Annotated in this window: 16 protein-coding genes; all 16 read left to right on the top strand. The window is 35.3% G+C overall.

Going from position 1 to position 16,715, the window contains the following annotated elements; genetic code table 11:
- Positions 1 to 2,410, top strand: a 2,410-nt coding sequence (locus KQI69_RS09580) for a cellulase family glycosylhydrolase (protein WP_216565155.1), incomplete at its 5' end; no start/stop codon positions are given.
- Between the two features lie 180 nt (positions 2,411 to 2,590).
- Positions 2,591 to 3,367, top strand: coding sequence for a class I SAM-dependent methyltransferase (locus KQI69_RS09575; protein WP_216565156.1), 777 nt, complete (start codon positions 2,591 to 2,593; stop codon positions 3,365 to 3,367).
- A gap of 151 nt (positions 3,368 to 3,518) precedes the next feature.
- Complete coding sequence (locus tag KQI69_RS09570) at positions 3,519 to 4,475, top strand: phospho-N-acetylmuramoyl-pentapeptide-transferase (RefSeq protein WP_216565154.1); 957 nt, start codon at positions 3,519 to 3,521, stop codon at positions 4,473 to 4,475.
- Between the two features lie 386 nt (positions 4,476 to 4,861).
- Positions 4,862 to 5,494 (top strand): RNA polymerase sporulation sigma factor SigK, encoded by a 633-nt coding sequence (sigK, locus tag KQI69_RS09565; RefSeq protein ID WP_216565153.1) that lies wholly within the window; start codon positions 4,862 to 4,864, stop codon positions 5,492 to 5,494.
- A 54-nt stretch (positions 5,495 to 5,548) separates the two neighbouring features.
- The gene (locus KQI69_RS09560; RefSeq protein ID WP_216565152.1) at positions 5,549 to 5,920 is read left to right on the top strand and encodes a response regulator; all 372 of its coding nucleotides are present in this window, start codon (positions 5,549 to 5,551) and stop codon (positions 5,918 to 5,920) included.
- 1 nt (position 5,921) lies between these two features.
- Positions 5,922 to 6,881: a 3'-5' exoribonuclease YhaM family protein gene (locus tag KQI69_RS09555; RefSeq protein WP_216565151.1), complete on the top strand. Its 960-nt coding sequence runs from the start codon at positions 5,922 to 5,924 to the stop codon at positions 6,879 to 6,881.
- Positions 6,882 to 7,191: 310 nt separating this feature from the next.
- The gene (gene rlmD / locus KQI69_RS09550) at positions 7,192 to 8,775 is read left to right on the top strand and encodes a 23S rRNA (uracil(1939)-C(5))-methyltransferase RlmD (protein ID WP_216565150.1); all 1,584 of its coding nucleotides are present in this window, start codon (positions 7,192 to 7,194) and stop codon (positions 8,773 to 8,775) included.
- Positions 8,776 to 8,944: 169 nt separating this feature from the next.
- On the top strand, positions 8,945 to 9,061 hold the full coding sequence (locus tag KQI69_RS10705) for a putative holin-like toxin (RefSeq protein WP_371818814.1): 117 nt from the start codon (positions 8,945 to 8,947) through the stop codon (positions 9,059 to 9,061).
- A gap of 307 nt (positions 9,062 to 9,368) precedes the next feature.
- The gene (locus KQI69_RS09545) at positions 9,369 to 10,076 is read left to right on the top strand and encodes a LytTR family DNA-binding domain-containing protein (protein WP_253289085.1); all 708 of its coding nucleotides are present in this window, start codon (positions 9,369 to 9,371) and stop codon (positions 10,074 to 10,076) included.
- Positions 10,077 to 10,119: 43 nt separating this feature from the next.
- Entirely contained in the window at positions 10,120 to 10,389 is a 270-nt protein-coding gene (locus tag KQI69_RS09540) for an immunoglobulin-like domain-containing protein (protein WP_216565149.1), read from the top strand.
- Between the two features lie 179 nt (positions 10,390 to 10,568).
- On the top strand, positions 10,569 to 12,962 hold the full coding sequence (locus KQI69_RS09535; protein WP_216565148.1) for a hybrid sensor histidine kinase/response regulator: 2,394 nt from the start codon (positions 10,569 to 10,571) through the stop codon (positions 12,960 to 12,962).
- Positions 12,963 to 13,004: 42 nt separating this feature from the next.
- Positions 13,005 to 14,360 (top strand): sensor histidine kinase, encoded by a 1,356-nt coding sequence (locus tag KQI69_RS09530; RefSeq protein ID WP_216565147.1) that lies wholly within the window; start codon positions 13,005 to 13,007, stop codon positions 14,358 to 14,360.
- On the top strand, positions 14,347 to 15,123 hold the full coding sequence (locus KQI69_RS09525) for a response regulator (protein WP_216565146.1): 777 nt from the start codon (positions 14,347 to 14,349) through the stop codon (positions 15,121 to 15,123). The genes KQI69_RS09530 and KQI69_RS09525 overlap by 14 nt, the downstream gene beginning before the upstream one ends.
- Before the next feature lie 228 nt (positions 15,124 to 15,351).
- Positions 15,352 to 15,615, top strand: a complete 264-nt coding sequence (locus KQI69_RS09520) for a hypothetical protein (protein WP_216565145.1) — start codon at positions 15,352 to 15,354, stop codon at positions 15,613 to 15,615.
- The gene (locus KQI69_RS09515; protein WP_216565144.1) at positions 15,612 to 15,971 is read left to right on the top strand and encodes an AAA family ATPase; all 360 of its coding nucleotides are present in this window, start codon (positions 15,612 to 15,614) and stop codon (positions 15,969 to 15,971) included. Before KQI69_RS09520 ends, KQI69_RS09515 begins: the two co-directional genes overlap by 4 nt.
- 17 nt (positions 15,972 to 15,988) lie before the next feature.
- Positions 15,989 to 16,681, top strand: a complete 693-nt coding sequence (locus KQI69_RS09510; protein WP_216565143.1) for a hypothetical protein — start codon at positions 15,989 to 15,991, stop codon at positions 16,679 to 16,681.
- Positions 16,682 to 16,715 lie beyond the last annotated feature (34 nt).

Genomic DNA, 16,715 nt, shown 5'->3' with positions numbered 1-16,715 from the left:
AATACTTTCGTTACTATTTGTGCCGCCAGTCGAAGGCGGCGGAATGGAGATTAATATGAGGAAATCATTAAAAAAGATTATGACCTTCGCACTTTCGGCAGCTATGCTTGTTACAGGTGTTTCAAGTGCAGGTACGGCGGATGCGGCAACAAAGACCAATGAGGGTGGAGCTGTTACAGCAGCATCAACAAATGAAGTGGAAACACCGGATAATCCGTCAGCATATACAGATATGTCAGCGACAGAGATCATCGCTGATATGGGTACAGGCTGGAATCTCGGAAATACTATGGACGGGCATAATGATAATACGCCTGGGGAGACAGCATGGCAGGGTGCAAAGACTACAAAGTCATTTATCAAATATGTACATGATGCAGGTTTTAATACGATTCGTATACCTGTGACATGGGGAAATATGATAAATGCTGACTATTCCATCAATGAAGGATGGATGAGCAGAGTTCAGGATATTGTTGACTATGCGGCAGCAGAAAATGTGTATATTATATTAAATATCCACCACGATGGAGCTGACAATGCATCTTCTTCGTCAGCAGGATATGGTGAGGACGGTTACAACCACGGCTGGCTTGATATCACACCTGATGATGAGACAGCATGGAATGGCGTAAAAATAAAATTTGCAGGCGTTTGGAAAACAATCGCAGAGAGATTTAAAAATTATGATGAACATCTCATTCTCGAATCTATGAACGAAGTTTATATTCATGGTCAGGGATGGACACAGGATGCGGAATCAATAAGTAAACAGAATAAAAGAATAAATGAACTTAATCAGATATTTGTTGATACCGTAAGAGCAACAGGTTCAAACAATGCAAAGAGATGGCTTACATTATGTGCCGTAAATACAAATATCAAATTTGCTGTAGGAAACTATGATACGAGTTTTGAACTTCCAAAGGACAGTGTATCAGGAAGACTTATGGTGACTGTTCATGATTATGACGGATACAGCAGGGATTCTGTAGATGAATCAAAAGCAAATTCATATGCAGACCAGTTTAAAAAACTTAAAAATAAGTTTGTTGATAATGGTGTTCCCGTACTTATAGATGAATATGGATTTCAGGCAAAATTTATTGCAGATGTGAGAGCATGCAAATATGAAGGTGTAAATTATCTTGCAAAGAAATACGGAATGGTACTTGTTGCATGGGACAACAATGGTGCGGGTTCAGGAGAATCGTTCAGAATTTTAAACAGATATTTCAATAAACCATATTCAGTAAAATCAGTCTCAGCCATTATGAGAGGTTATTTTGTTGACACGCAGGCACCTGTTTACAGATTTAGCGCTTCTGACGGTGAACTTTCTATCACAAAGATGACAGCTATAAATGCTGATACCGAAAATGTATCACTCAAAGTCGGAGAGAAAAAGAATATATCAGTTACGACTGAACCGGCAGGAAACAATGATGTTGTACTCTGGAAATCAGATGATTCAGGTATTGCAGCAGTTTATAACGGTCAGATAACAGCTAAGGGAGTAGGTCAGACAACAGTTTATGCATATTCACAGGCAGATGCTTATGATAACAGCACGGCTGATAAAGTTGAGAAGGCCATCAAAGTTACAGTTACAAAAGCTGATATCAAAAATCAGACGGCAGCTATCCAGACAGATTTTGATACATATAAACTTGAAGATAACCAGGAAGCATTTCTCAATGCTTATGCAAAGGCGGCAGATGGCAGCAAGAACGGAGCAGCACTAAGTTTTTCTTCATCAGACGAGAAAGTTGCAACGGTTTCATCAAACGGAAAGATAGTTGCGACAGGCTCAGGAAATGCTGTTATAACGATTACTTCAGCCGATGGCATTGTAAAGACAGTTGATGTTTCTGTTAATATTACAAATCCTTCAGAGGAGATTAAACCTGACAGCAAACTTGATGAAAATGACGATGCTCCTTCAACAAACGACAATACAAACAATGGAGGAAACAGTGATAATGAGGTCAGCTCATTTAAGTCAGGAAATGTAACTTATAAGGTTGTGAAAGCAGGAAGCACAGTAAGCTATGAATCAAACACAAAGAAGGCATCTATTAAGACAGTGAATATACCTTCAACAGTAAAATATGCTGGAAAAACATATAAGGTTGTAAAAATCGCAGATTCAGCATTTAAGAATTCAAAGAAACTTACAAGTGTGACAATTGGAGCTAACATAAAAGAAATCGGAAAAGATGCATTTAACGGATGTTCTAAATTAAACAGAATAAAAGTTACATCAAAGGCAGTTACTAAAGTAGGTGCAAATGCATTTAAGAACACAGCTTCAAAACTTGTGATAAAAGTACCTTCTTCAAAACTTTCTTCTTATAAGAAGATTTTTAATGCAAAAGGACAGTCTAAAAAAGCAGTTATAAAAAAATAATTGTTTGCAAATATGGCAGAACTGATATATCCTATTGGATATGGAAGTTTGCCAGATGAGTTAAAAACAGATGCAGGCAGGCTCTTGGGATTAAAGGAGTCTGCCTGTTTTTGTGATTATATATAGAAAATCTGAGTTATGAGTTAAAAATGAAAATGTGGAGGTTTATCTGTGAAAGAAATGACAGAACTTGAAAAATATTATAATAAATTCAATGAGGATAAAAGGCTGACAAGACGACATGGTCAGGTGGAATTTATTACATCAATGAAATACATACATGAGTGCATAGGTGACAGAAAATGTGTAAAAATACTTGATATAGGTGCAGGTACGGGACGATATTCGATTGCACTTGCAAATGAAGGTCATGATGTGACTGCGGTTGAACTTGTCAAATATAATCTAGGCATATTAAAGTCAAAAAAAAGCACGGTAAAAGCAATGCAGGGCAATGCCTTAAAATTGTCAAAACTTGAGGATGACACATTTGATATAACACTTTTATTTGGGCCTATGTATCATCTGTTTGGCTTTGACGATAAGTTAAAGGCTTTGAATGAGGCAAAAAGGGTTACAAAGCCTGGTGGAAATATTCTTGTTGCATACTGCATGAACGAATACAGCATCCTTACATACGGTTTTAAGCAGAATCACATAAAAGAAGTTGTTGAGGCGGGAAAGGTTACTGAGGATTTCCACTGTATTCCTGAGCCAGAAGATCTTTATGATTATGTGAGAGTTGAAGATATAGATAAGGTACGCATGGCAGCAGGTTTAAAAAGGATAAAACTTATATCTGCGGACGGTCAGGCAGATCTGATGCGTCCTGTGTTAAATGCAATGGATGAGGAGACATTTAAGCTCTTTGTGGAGTATCATCTTGCGACTTGTGAGAGACAGGAACTTGTAGGAGCAGGGGCACATACAGTAGACGTTCTAAAGAAGGAGTCATAACAAAGTATTTGTGATTCCCATTCAGAATAAAGCTTGTAATAAACAGCTATGGGATGTATAATAAGCTGTGCGTCAAAAAATAAACGGTCAGCAATATAATAGGCGGACCGTCTTAGAAATTTTGACAATATTTTATGGAGGAAAAGAGATTATGTATAATATACTAAGCAATTGCTTAAATCCAAATCAGATAACGATGATAGGTATTCTTGCAGCATTTCTGCTGACATTTATCTGTCTTAAGTTTCCATTTCCGTTTCTGCCTGTAGACCAGGGAAGGGAATTTGCGGTAAATGGTGCATTGTCAAAGGGAAAAACAAGAGGTGTAGGACTTACATTTGTAATAGCATTTATTATATGTTCATTACTTTTTATGCCTATAACAAGAGAATTTATAATATACTGTATACTATTATTTGCCATCATGTTAAGCGGATATCTCGATGATGCTGCAGAGACACCGTGGCAGGATTACAAAAAAGGAGCTATCGACCTTGTATTATCCATCGTAACGATGTGGACATTTTTAAACTTTAACAATTCAACGATACACATAGGAAAGACAGCTATCGAACTTCCGGTACCGGTTTATTTTATACTCGGCATAATCCTTATATGGGTATCAATAAATGTAACAAACTGTACTGACGGAGTGGACGGGCTTTCAGGAAGTCTTTGCTGTGTTGTAATCTCATCCTTTACGGTGATATTTGCACATGAACTTGGTTATTATGTAATAGCGGACTTCATTTTTGTGGCAACGCTGCTTGCATACCTTTATTTTAATTCAAAACCGAGTACAATGCTTATGGGAGATGCAGGCTCAAGAGCACTTGGTTTTTATATCGCAATCATAGCAATGAAAACAGGACATCCTATAAGTTACATAATACTTGCAATTGTGCTTATAGTTGATGGAGGACTCGGACTCGTAAAAATCTTCTTAAAGAGATTTTTGAAAATATCAATCCTTGTAAATACAAGAACACCGCTTCATGACCATGCAAGAAAAAATAAGGGATGGTCGGATACACAGGTAGTGTTCAGATTTATAATAATGCAGATAGTAGCAGCTATGATAGGATATATAATTATAAGTATTTTGTAAAATATATATTATAAGTGAACAGTAATTATTGTGTAATAGTTGTATCATTCACTAAAAATAGCAGATTGTTTCAATGAACTGTATATTGGTAAAAGATTTTTTGCAGAGATACAAGTCAGGCGGATATGTGCAATCCGCTCTGCTAATTGCTCATAGCAGTCAATAGTGTTAAATAAGAGACAGGATAATAGTTAATGAAGTTATCCTGTTTCTTTTTTATATAATTCATATAAGTTAGCAAACTTCTAAGATGAGCACAGATGCGTAAGAGATTCAGTCGTAGAAAAATATCAAAAGTACCGGCTGTGCCATTTTAACAGGTGGTCATGCACAAAACGGTGTCATTTGGCATAATATATAAATGATAACGTTTAGAGGTGCTTGCGGTGCAATCCTTTCCAAAACCGATGGATGCAAAAGAAGAGGAAGAATGCATCAAAAGATACCAGGCGGGAGACAAGAGTGCGAGACAGCTTCTTATTGAAAAAAACCTGCGTTTAGTCGCATATATAGTAAAAAAATATAACACCTCAGACAGGGAACTTGACGATCTTCTTTCCATAGGGACGATAGGTCTTATAAAGGGTGTTGATTCATTTGACGGTTCAAAAAAGATAAGACTTGCAACTTATTGTGCGAGATGTATAGAAAATGAGATACTTATGTATATAAGGACGGAAAAGAAAAGCTCAAAAAATGTGTATCTGTATGACTCGATAGGATCGGATAAAGAGGGAAATGAGATAAGTCTTATAGATGTGATAGAGTATGAGGACGAGGATGTAGTAGAGAAGCTCACACAGGATGAGCGTATAAGACGGCTTAATAATAAGATAGAAGATGTTTTAAATAGCCGTGAAAAGGATATAATCAGAAAAAGATATGGTATAGAAGGATATGACATCAGGACACAGAGAGAAATTGCAGCCGAATATGGAATATCAAGGTCATATATATCAAGAATAGAAAAGTCAGCACTTTTTAAACTGAGAAAAAGTTATGAAAATGATTGTCTATAGATTGCTGTTGTGTTAATATATTTAATATATTGTACAGATTTTAGGAGGGTGTAAATGAAAGTACTTTTAGTAGATGATGCGGCATTTGTACGCATGTCGTTAAAGAAGATTCTTAATGATGCTGATTTTGGATTTGAGTATGTGGAAGCAGGAGATGGAGAAGAAGCTATAGAAAAATATAAGATATATTCACCTGATCTGGTAATTATGGATATCACGATGCCTAAGGTGGATGGTATCACTGCTGTTGAGAGGATAAAAGAGATAGACAGTGATGCGAAGATCATTATGTGTTCTGCGATGGGATTTCAGGAAAAAGTGGTAGATGCCATTACGGCAGGAGCAAAAGATTTTATAATAAAGCCTTACGAAGCAGATAAGGTAGTTAAATCTATAAAAGCAGTATTAAAGTTAGACGAGGAGTAAGATGACATATTTAGAAGAATATAAAGAGGGAAATAAATTTTCAGGGATTTATCTTTGTAAATCAAAACAGATATTAAAAACTAAGGCAGGAAAGACATATTATTCGTTGATACTTCAGGACAAAACAGGAACTATCGATGGAAAAGTCTGGGAGTTAAATGCCGGAATAGCAGAATTTGAAAGCATGGATTTTATTATGACGGATGGCACAGTCACATCATTTCAGGGTGCACGTCAGGTAAACATAAATCGCATAAGAAAAGCACAGGAAGGAGAGTATGATCCGAAGGAATACATTCCAGCATCAAAGTATGATATAGAAGAGATGTATGCACAGCTTAAAAGTATCATAGCGACGATAAAAGAACCACACCTTAAACAGCTTACGGAAGAATGTTTTATAAATGACAAAGAGTTTGTAAAAGAGTTTAAGGTTCATTCGGCAGCCAAATCCGTACATCATGGATTTATTGGTGGACTTTTGCAGCACACGCTTGCAGTTACAAAGATGTGCGTATTTCTTGCAGATAATTATCCTATACTTGACAGAGACCTGCTCATAACAGCAGCAATCTTCCATGACATAGGAAAAGTAACAGAATTATCTGATTTTCCTGCAAATGATTATACAGATGACGGTCAGCTCTTAGGACATATATTTATAGGTGCAGAGCTTATAGGAAACAAGGTGCGCCAGATAAGCGGATTTCCACCTGTACTTGCAACGGAACTTCGCCACTGCATACTTGCACATCATGGTGAACTTGAGTATGGTTCTCCGAAAAAGCCTGCTATAGCAGAAGCAATGGCACTTAATTTTGCAGACAATGCAGATGCCAGACTTGAGACGATGACTGAGATATATGAAAAGGCAAATCCTACAACGGAGTGGCTCGGATTTAACAGATTTGTCGATTCAAATGTCAGACAGAGTACGGGAAGTGCGGCAAAGAGAAGATAGTAATGACATAGAAATAAAAAGCCGGGGAGCTGATTATCCTAAAAATGTGGATAGTTGGTTTGTCGGCTTTTTTGACCAGAGTATAGTAAGTCAAGCGGATATGTGTAATCCGCTTTGCTGTTTGCTCATAACACTATTAGTTTCTATCGCAGCATATCAGAATGGGTTGTACCCCTGCTGATACAAGCAAGTCCACAACTCCCACTTATTGCTCTGCGCAATAGAAGTGGTGGACTTTCTTGATAGTGTTAAAATAATAAAGTATCAGTAAATATAAAAACATGAAAATATAGATAAGGGAAATAGCATTATGGGTAAGGAAAAGAAATTTGTGTGTGAGAAGAACGATGAGTTTGAACTTGATATAACAGATCTCGGCAGTACGGGAGAGGGAATCGGAAAGATTGACGGATATACATTGTTTGTCAAAGATGCCCTTATTGGGGACAGGGTAAGGGTTAAGGTGATGAAGACAAAGAAAAATTATGGTTATGCAAGAATGATTGACCTGATTAAGCCATCTGAATACAGGGTAGAGCCTGAATGTCCTGTCGCAAGACAATGTGGTGGCTGCCAGCTACAGCATTGTTCATATGAAAAGCAGCTTTCGTGGAAAGAGGAGAAAGTGGCGAATTGTCTTAGGAGGATAGGCGGAGTACCTGTTTATACTGAGGAGGAATATAAAAGACTTGCAGTTAAAAAAGAAAATGGCAGTAAAACGGTTGAAAACAGACCGGATAAAAAAGAATGTATAAATACATTGCAGCCGGAAGAAACAAAGGAATTAAACAAATATAACAATGAAGAAACTGAAAATAATGTTGACAATACCGTAAACGGTGCACCGATAATAATGGAACCTATCTTGAGGATGGACAAGCCTGTTCATTATAGAAACAAAGCACAGTTTCCAGTGGGATATGACAAGGAGGGTAATCTTGTAGCCGGATTTTATGCGGGAAGAACGCACAGTATCATACCGCAGACGGACTGTCTTATACAGCACGAATGTAATAAACAGATAGTCGAGACCGTTCTTGAATTTATGAAAAAGTATAATATAACAGCATATGATGAGAAGAAAAACAAAGGAATAGTGCGCCATATACTCACAAGAGTAGGAAAAACAACAGGTGAAGTCATGGTCTGCCTTGTCATAAACGCAAAAAAACTTCCTCATTCAGAAGAATTTGTGGAAATGATAAGAAATTGTGGAATTGATCTTGAGATAAAGAGTATCACTGTTAATATAAATTGTGAAAAGACAAATGTAATACTTGGAGAAAAGATAGAAACACTTTATGGACAATCATATATAGAAGATTATATCGGAGACATAAAATACCGTATATCACCGCTCTCATTTTATCAGGTAAATCCTGAACAGACAAAGAGACTTTATCAGACTGCACTTGAGTTTGCGGATATAAAAGAAGGTGAAGTGGTCTGGGATTTATATTGTGGAATCGGAACTATATCGCTTTTCATGGCACAGACAGCAGGGAAAGTGTGTGGGGTTGAGATAGTACCTCAGGCGATAGAAGATGCAAAACAGAACGCAGAGCTCAATCATATGACAAACACAGAATTTTTTGTCGGGGCAGCAGAGGAGGTAGTACCAGAGCAGTATGAAAAAAGCGGCGGAAAATTAAGGGCAGATGTAGTAACACTAGATCCGCCAAGAAAGGGATGCGATGAGAAACTGCTTGAAACGGTTGTAAAGATGGCACCATCAAGAATCGTCTATGTAAGCTGTGATCCGGGAACGCTGGCAAGAGATGTGAGGGTGCTTGTTGAAAGGGGATATGAGGTTAAGAGAGTCAGGGCTTGCGATATGTTTGGGGGGAGTTTTCATGTGGAAACAGTGGTTTGCCTACAACGCAAAAGTATGTAGAAATGCTTGAATTTACGCAAATGATTTGACGAAAAATATTGAATTGTGACAGAAAAAATGATATATTATTGCATGGCGTGAGCCATAGGAAAGTGCCCATGACAGGGTGGTAGCCTCCCAACACCAAATGACCGGCTTGCCGGAATACATAGGAAGGGAGGTGGCGTGAATGACAGCTTTTGAAATCCTTTCGATTTTCATCGGCATATTAACATTGTTATGTGCCTTTGGTAGTCTTGTTATAGCGTTGCTTGCCTTTCTCAATAAGAGAAACAAGCGCAAATAAAAATGCCTATCCTGTCTGCCAACAGGATAGGCGGTGTCCATAAGGACATCTAAAATCACCTGGGAGCATCCACTTTGGAGTGGGTGCTTTCTTTTTCTGATATCAATATATCATATTTTCTCAAAATGTTCAACAGAAAAATGAAGTTTGTTTCTTAATAAAATAAAATGCCATAAATTATTTGAAAAAGAAATTTAACTTGCAGTCGTTTTAAAACTTTAAAATTTTTTTAGAAGAATTTTCTAAATTCTGTTTATTTTTATATTATAATGTGTGATAACATAGTTTTTAGAAAGGGAGTGGGAAGATGACGATAGACATTGCGGTTTGCGATGATGATAGTAAAGACTTAGAGAATACTACTGATATGGTCAGAGATATTTTGGTTGAATATAATGATATGTACAGTTTACAAATTTTTCATTCTGCTGCTGATATGTTAAATAAAGTTAATAAGGTGGATATTGCCATATTAGACATTTCAATGGAAGAAATGAATGGTATTGATTTAGGCAGGGAATTGAAAATACGCTTTCCAGAGGTCAGTGTGATATATACGACAAGTTATGAACAATATTGTATGCAGGCTGTCAATGAGGTTCATGCGTATTCATTTTTATGTAAACCATTGCAAAGACAAGAGGTTAAAAATCAGTTAGAAGAATTAGTAAAGAAAATGAAACAATCAGATAATAAAATGCAAAAAGTATTTTATAAGGTTCATGATAGTAATGGAAAAGAGTATCCATTTATAAAGCTGGAACTTCAAAATATTATATTTTTTCAATATGTTAAAACAAAGCGAAGAATAGCGATTGTGCTTGAGAATACGATATATGAATACTATTATGTAATGGAAAAACTTGTTGGCGAGCTAGAGGATTATGGATTTGCTGTGAATTGCAGGGGGAATTTGGTCAATCTGCGGCATATTTCTAAGATGACATATATATGGATAATGGTCAGATTCTGGCACTATCACAAAAGAGGATTGGCGAGTTTAAAGAAAAGATGAATGAATTTATACATAGCCATGTTTAAAGAGGGAGAGCATTTGGATGGAAAAGGTAATATTATATTTTTGCTCCTGCTTATCTTGTTTCATAGTTGTAACAATTTTACCTGAAGCTGGAGCATTTGACCTACTTAGCATAGACATATTACAAGGTCAGGAATATAGTTTCAGGGCATATATTGAAAAAAATTATGGGGATTTAGAGGAAGGTCATTATAGAATAGTAAAAGAGTATACAGACAAGGAAAAGGGGAGTAAGGAAAAAGAAAATGCCAGTAAAGAGACAGTTTCAGCCGAGTTTGATTTACATTGATTGCAAGTTCTAAATCATTTGAAGTTGCAGAAATAGAAAAATAAAAGTGTCTGGTTGTATAAAGTGGTTGCTTTTTCGTTTATGATAATATGTGTGACAGTTTTGTGAAAATATATTTGGTAAAATAAACAAATAAAATCATACAGAAAATGTGACTATATATACAAATGGAGATAATTATGAAAGCAATAACAGATGATAGACAACTCGACGAAGAAACAGAAAAAGAGTGGCTGTTAGAATCTATTTTAAATGACTCCAATCAGATGATACAGGTTAGTGATTTGGAGACATATACTATGTTATATGCAAATGATGCTGCAAGAGTTTATACAGGACATAAAAATCAGCCATATCAGGGAGAACATTGTTATAAATATATGATGGGACTGGATGAGCAGTGCCCGTTTTGTCCGATGCGAAAGATGAAAAATGATGAATGTCAGGAAACCGAAGTGGACAATGGAAATGAAATTTACGCAGTAAAAACAAAAATAACTTATTGGAAAGGTAAAAAAGTTTTTATAGAGTATGCATGGGACATTACAAAAGTTCGCAAGTCACAGAAAATTTTTGAAAACCAGATGCAGACGCTTTTGGGAGCAATTCCAGAAGCACAGGGAATCTTTCATTTAGATATTACCAGTAATATATGTTTAAGCATTAACGGTTCGTCTAAAAGCTTGGATACAATGGAGAATAAGACAACAGTAGATGAGTTGGTCAGACAAGTTGCAGCATTTGTACCGGATGAAAAAGGAAAAGAAGAATTTTTCTGTTTTTTCAACAGAGAATCATTACTAAATGCTTACAAAAAAGGAAAAGCAGAGATAAAAAAAGAAACAGATTCTTATTTTGATGATGGAAGCATCAGAAGTGTGTGCATTATTGCAAGATTTTTTATGAATCCTTCAACAGATCATTTAGAGTGTGTTATTTATGGAATGGATATTACGGAAGAAAAAAAAGAACATCTCACATATGAGAGACATATGAAAGAGCAATTTGATATTTTTAATGCACTCAGCAGAGATTATTTGAATATATTTTTAGTTAATGGAGATGCTGATAATGTAAAAATATTAAAATTGGATGGTTATGTGACCACAGGTCTTGTAAATAATCCAAATATTGAGTATCCGTATAAAGCGACATGTGAACAGTATATTTCAGAACGTGTTCATCCAGATGATCAGGAAATGATGCGTGATGCGATGAAAATAGAAACAGTATTACAAGAACTGATGAATAAAAAGGAATATGTGTCTGTATATAAAACATTGGTAAAAGGGGAAGTACATTATTATCAATTTAAATATATGAGAATGGAAGATACCAAACATATTATTGCGGGTTTTCAGAATATCGATGCATTGATTAGCAAGGAAAGAAAAGTACAGAAAAAATTGGAGGCCGCACTGAAAGCAGAAGAACAATCTAATCAGGCTAAGCGTGTATTTATGAATAGTATGTCACATGATATCAGGACTCCGTTAAATGCGATTGTCGGATATACAACATTGGCATTATCTCATATCGAAGATGAGAATAAAGTGAAAAAATATCTTTCAAGAATCACAACTGCAGGCAGTCATTTGATTTCTTTAGTGAACGATGTATTAGAAATGAATCAGATTGAAAGTGGAAATATTCAGATGGATTATTTGCCGGTATATATTCCGGATATAATAGAAGAATTAGAAACAATTATACAGGCCGGTGCATCGGAAAAGAAATTGAAATTTATTGTTGATGCAGAAGAAATCATACATAAAAATGTTTTTGTGGATAAATTGCGACTGAATCAGGTGCTTTTGAATATTTTAGGTAATTCTGTAAAATTTACAAAAGAAGGAGGAAGTATTTATTTTAAAGTAAGAGAAATAGAGAACGACTCTGAAGGGTGTGCAGGTTACAGCTTTTACATTAAAGACACCGGAATTGGAATGAGTCAGGAATTTGTTAAACATATATTTGAAACATTTTCAAGGGAAAAAACAGTAACAGTTAGTGGAATACAGGGCTCAGGTCTGGGAATGGCTATTGCGAAAAATCTTGTAGATTTGTTAGGTGGGACTATTCAGGTGAATAGTGAGCCTGATAAGGGAACAGAAACTACAGTATTTTTAAAATTTAAACTGTGTGATTCTCTTGAAAATGATAAGAAGGATAACGATAGTATTCCTGATTTTATGGGAAAGAAAATTCTTCTGGTGGAAGATAATGAATTAAACAGGGAAATTGCGGTAGAGCTTCTAAAGGAAGCTGGTTTTTCATTAGAAACGGCAGAAGATGGCAAAATAGCAGTAGAAAAGATGCGTCATGCTGATGCAGGAAAATATGAATTGATTTTAATGGATGTTCAGATGCCTCAAATGGATGGATATGAGACAACAAAGCTGATAAGAAAATTGAATGAACCAGAAAAAGCGAATATTCCTATTATTGCTATGACGGCTAATGCATTTGCACAAGACCGCCAGAAAGCATTTGAGGCGGGAATGAATGGATATATTCCAAAACCAATCGATATACCTAAGATGATGGAAATATTAAAAGGATTTTTGAAATAGGGGAATGAAAAATCTGGTTAAATAACTCGGAGGAAAGAATATATGTTTGACCGACGCTCGATTCATGTTGCTTTACTTTTGTGGGGGAGCATTTTTTGCGTCATTGCGGCACTGTGTATGTATATGAGTCGAAACTTTGACAAAGAAAAGAGAAGATGGCTGTTACTTTTTCAAATATCCAGTGCAGTCCTGCTTTTGTCAGACGCTTTGGCATGGAGTTATCGAGGCGGTACAGAAACGGAAGCTGCTGTCATGGTGAGGATAAGCAATTTTTTAGTATTTATATTAAGTGATTTTCTGCTTTTTATCTTCAACGGATATGTTTGCTGTTATTTATTTCCTGAGTGTAAGACTCCGATTCATTTATTACACAAAAGAAAGTACAAAAATGAAATAAATTTTCCTGAGAAACGCATTATGGCAGTATATTTGATTGCTGTTGCAGGTATGTTTATGGTCGTGCTGTCTCAGTTTACAGATTTATATTATTATATAGATGTTAAAAATTATTATCACAGAAATACAGGATATGTTTTTTCAGTGTTAATTCCTATGACAGGGATGTTGTTGGAACTGTCCTTTATAATTCAATATCGAAAAAGAATTAAAAAACAAATATATATATCAATGTTGTCGTATATTATATTACCTTTTATCGCAAGTATTATTTTGATTTTTTATTATGGTATTTCTTTTGTGAATATTGCAATTAGTATTTCTGGTATTTTTATGTTTATTTCTGCAATGATCGAACAGAATCAGAATCTTGCTCAAAAAGAGCAGGAAGCTGTGAACATGCGTATGACTATCATGATAAGCCAGATACAGCCACACTTTATGTATAATTCTCTAAATACTATATATCATTTATGCGATAAAAATAAAGAACTTGCAAAGGAAGCTATCAGTGACTTTTCATATTATTTGCAGCATATTTTAAAATCTGTCAATCGTTCTGTACCAATTCCTTTTAATGAAGAACTCAGGTATGTACAGGCATATTTAAAATTGGAAAAAATGCGTTTTGATGATGACCTGAATATTATCTATCAGATAGATGCTACAGATTTTTTTGTTCCTCCATTGTCTATACAACCTTTAGTTGAAAATGCAGTGAAGCATGGAATCTGTCAGAAGGAAGATGGTGGTATACTGGTTTTAGCAACAAAAGAAGATGATGGTTATATTGAAGTCAGGGTGTCGGATGATGGCGTAGGGTTTGATACGGAGAAAGAAAAAAATGATGGAAAGGCTCATGTTGGAATAAAGAATGTAAAACAAAGATTATATACTATGTGTAATGGGACATTAAATGTAAATAGTAAGCCGGGGGAGGGTACTACGATCATAATGAGATTACCAAAGGAGAATAAAGATGAAGATATTGGCAATAGATGATGAAAAAATTGCATTAGAAGGCTTAGTGGATGCAATAATTAAAGCCGAACCATCAGCAGATATTTATAGTTTCAAAAGAGCATCTGAAGCATTAGACTTTTATAAAAATAATATTTGTGAAGTTGTATTTTTAGATGTTCAGATGAGAAATATGAATGGTGTTGAACTGGCAAAAAAAATGAAAATCATAAATCCACAGGTAAATATTATTTTTGCAACAGGATATGGGGATTATAGAGAAGAAGCTTTTGATATGCATGTGAGTGGATATTTGTTAAAGCCAATTACAGATAAAAAGATAAGAAAAGAACTAGATTGTCTCAGATATCCGGTTGTCAGGGCTTCGCAAAAACGGATTCAGATTCGCACATTCGGAAATTTTGAGTTGTATGTAGACGAAAATCCAGTCAGTTTTAAATACGATAAGACAAAGGAAATGCTGGCATATCTGGTAGACCGAAATGGAACATATTGTAAAAATGCAGAGATTATGGCTGTTTTATGGCAAGATAAAACACATGCTAGTTATTTGGGCAATATGAAAAAGGATTTGAAGGATACATTGAAAAAATTAGGCTGCATAGAAATGATTGAGAGTATGAGAGGAAAACTTAGGATACGCACAGAGCAAGTTGAATGTGATTATTTTGATTGGTGTCAGGGGAAGGTTTATGCGATAAATCAATATAGAGGAGAGTACATGGCACAATACAGTTGGGCAGAATTTACGAACAGTCAATTGGATAGACAAAAAAATAATTGAAAGAAAAGATAATGGGATTTAAAGGAAGGTTGAAATTGTACCTTCTTTTTTTATTTATAAAATTGAAGATTAAGCAGACGGAACTAAAGAGTGCATATTTACAAAAATAAAACTATAAAAAATATAGTTGCAGAGTAATAATTTAATGCTATAATATATATAGTTATAGATTAAATAGCCGGTAAAAATACTAATATATAACAAATTACATAATTGAGGAAAGGTGGGATGGATATGTTAGGAGAACAGTCATTTCAACCATATGTAGTAAACACATTCAGTCATAGAGGAAAGGAGTTTGCGACTATAACGCCAGTGCATTATGTAAGACCGCATGAGGTAAGAGCATATACAAGGAAAGATGGGACACCAGTGTCTGGATATTGGAGAGATGGTGATGGAGACACTACGATTAATAGGTCAACAGGTTATTATTCGAGAAATCCAAATGCAATTTCTAAGATAATAAAGATAGGTGGTAGGTTATTATGAAACGTAAAAACAGAGTTGATGTTAAGGATATCAAAGAAAAAGAAATCGTCAGGGTTATATCTATAGGACAAAAGAATGTATGTTTTCGACTGCAAAATGCTTATGAGGGACAAGTCGGCGATAATACAGAATTGTTAGACGAGACGGTTGTTGACGGTATGCTGGAACATATGACGGCAGAAGCGGTTGCAAAGGCTTTAAATAAGAAAGTCTATCATATCAACTATTCTGAATTGGAATCGAAGTATGTGGGAGAAACACCGAAGAACATTCGCAGGGCATTTGAATGTGCTGCAAGGGATGATGCAGTGTTGATATTTGATGAGGCGGATTCATTTCTTGGAAAAAGAACTTGAAAGAGGCTCTACAGATATTGAATGATTGTATCAGCAGAAGTAAGGAAGCAAGATTAAAAATCGTATATTTATATGAAACAATAAGGGCAATACGAGTATTAAATGGTTCTTCTTATAAAAAAATCGAAGATAAATTATATAAGAAAATGGAAATGCCTTGTACAGATAACGAAGATAGTAATTTAGCTAATGCCGCAGTTATACTTTCATGTTTGGAAGATGCATTTGAAAGGGAAGATTATGAATGTTTTCATAGAATTGAAAGAGCATATCAGTTATATAATATCAAAGATACAAAGCTGAATCAGTTATTTGCAGCCTTGCAGCAGATTGTTGCACTAATAGAAAATGGCAAAGTACATGAAGCTATAAATTTATACATTCAAGACGAGTGGACGAAGGAAATAAGAAAGAAACTCGGTAAGCTGATAAGTAAGGAAGCAGAGAAGATAAAAATATCTTTAGAAAATATAAAAAATGAGGCTCCTGAATATTGGAAGATAGAAACAAAGCTTGCAGATTTAGAAAAGTTAGTAAATAAAAAGCTTAGGACATCGAAAGAATTTAATTCATTATTAAATGACAGAACTATCAGTCTGTATATGAAAAGAATGGTGGGGGATATCCTATTAGAGGGATTTGTTGAATATGAAGATATAAAGGATGAACTTGAAGAAGCGTGCGATTCATTTTTTAACACTATCAAGTAAGTCCCCCACTTCTATTGCGTAGAGCAATAAGTGG

This window comes from Eubacterium sp. MSJ-13 (assembly GCF_018918235.1).
Classification (GTDB): Bacteria; Bacillota; Clostridia; order Lachnospirales; family Lachnospiraceae; genus Butyribacter.
The sequence above is the reverse complement of the archived record's forward strand: the minus strand, read 5'-3'. Positions and strand labels throughout refer to the sequence as shown.